Consider the following 939-nt stretch of genomic DNA (forward strand, 5'->3'; position numbering starts at 1 on the left):
GCAGGAAACCATCGCTCTGCTCAAAACCCAGAGTAAAAGTTAGACCAGGGAAGCAGCAGTCAACACGCTAAAAACCTGAAATCAGGCACAAGAGAAGTCAATCAAAGGTTTTTCGAACCCTCCAGGTTATGCAAGACGCCGATCTCACGCGAGGAGCTTTCTATGCACATTTCAAATCGAAACAAACTTTATATAAAGACGCGATATTACATGCGGCTAGTAATGGCCCTGTTGCCACTCTTTCTGACAAAATTGACCAGCCCGCGCTCACTGAATTAATTAGAAAATATCTCGATATGTCGCATGTCAGGCAAGAAGGCTCCCCTTGCCCTCTGGCATTTCTGGCCACTGACGTTGCTAAACAGGAAGGCGAGATACGAGAAACTTATACGCAGGTCTATAAAGATATCGTCGACAAAGTCGGCGCACTTCCCACCATCAAAGATACAGATAGCGCTCTTGCCATTAGCGCGCTCATGATCGGAGGCGTAGCGGTTACTCGCGCACTCAATGATGACGAGCTTTCCCGTGACCTCTTAAAGTCGTGCCGTAAATTTGTGGAAGCTTTCATCTGACCGCAAAGAGACGGAGGTCTGGTGCTCTCGGGCCTCGGAACGATTCCAGACGATCGATCTTAAGGATCATCATCCCGATTCTCGCCCTTCCCTACCCGCCCGTATCACACCCCACGCGTCCGGAAACTACGCGAGATTTCGTTTCCTGATGATTCCTATATGATTCCAGTTGGCGCTGGAGAAACGCAAAAGGCCGCCCAATTGGCGGCCTAAACGTTTGATATCAAACGGAATTCATGGTTGCGGGGGCAGGATTTGAACCTGCGGCCTTCAGGTTATGAGCCTGACGAGCTACCGGGCTGCTCCACCCCGCGTTAGTGATGGGGAGACTGGAAGACCTGGCGGCGACCGACTTTCCCGTGCC

General features: G+C 51.0%; 1 protein-coding gene and 1 tRNA gene. One reads left to right on the forward strand and one right to left on the reverse strand.

Translation table 11 applies throughout. The annotated features are described in order from the left end of the window. Positions 1 to 128: 128 nt before the first annotated feature. The gene (locus tag HNW77_RS17215; RefSeq protein ID WP_172159317.1) at positions 129 to 575 is read left to right on the forward strand and encodes a TetR/AcrR family transcriptional regulator; all 447 of its coding nucleotides are present in this window, start codon (positions 129 to 131) and stop codon (positions 573 to 575) included. A gap of 237 nt (positions 576 to 812) precedes the next feature. Here the strand turns inward: HNW77_RS17215 and HNW77_RS17220 are convergent. Next, positions 813 to 889, reverse strand: a tRNA-Met gene (locus HNW77_RS17220). Positions 890 to 939: the final 50 nt, after the last annotated feature.

The organism is Komagataeibacter melomenusus, assembly GCF_013155395.1.
Lineage (GTDB): Bacteria > Pseudomonadota > Alphaproteobacteria > Acetobacterales > Acetobacteraceae > Komagataeibacter > Komagataeibacter melomenusus.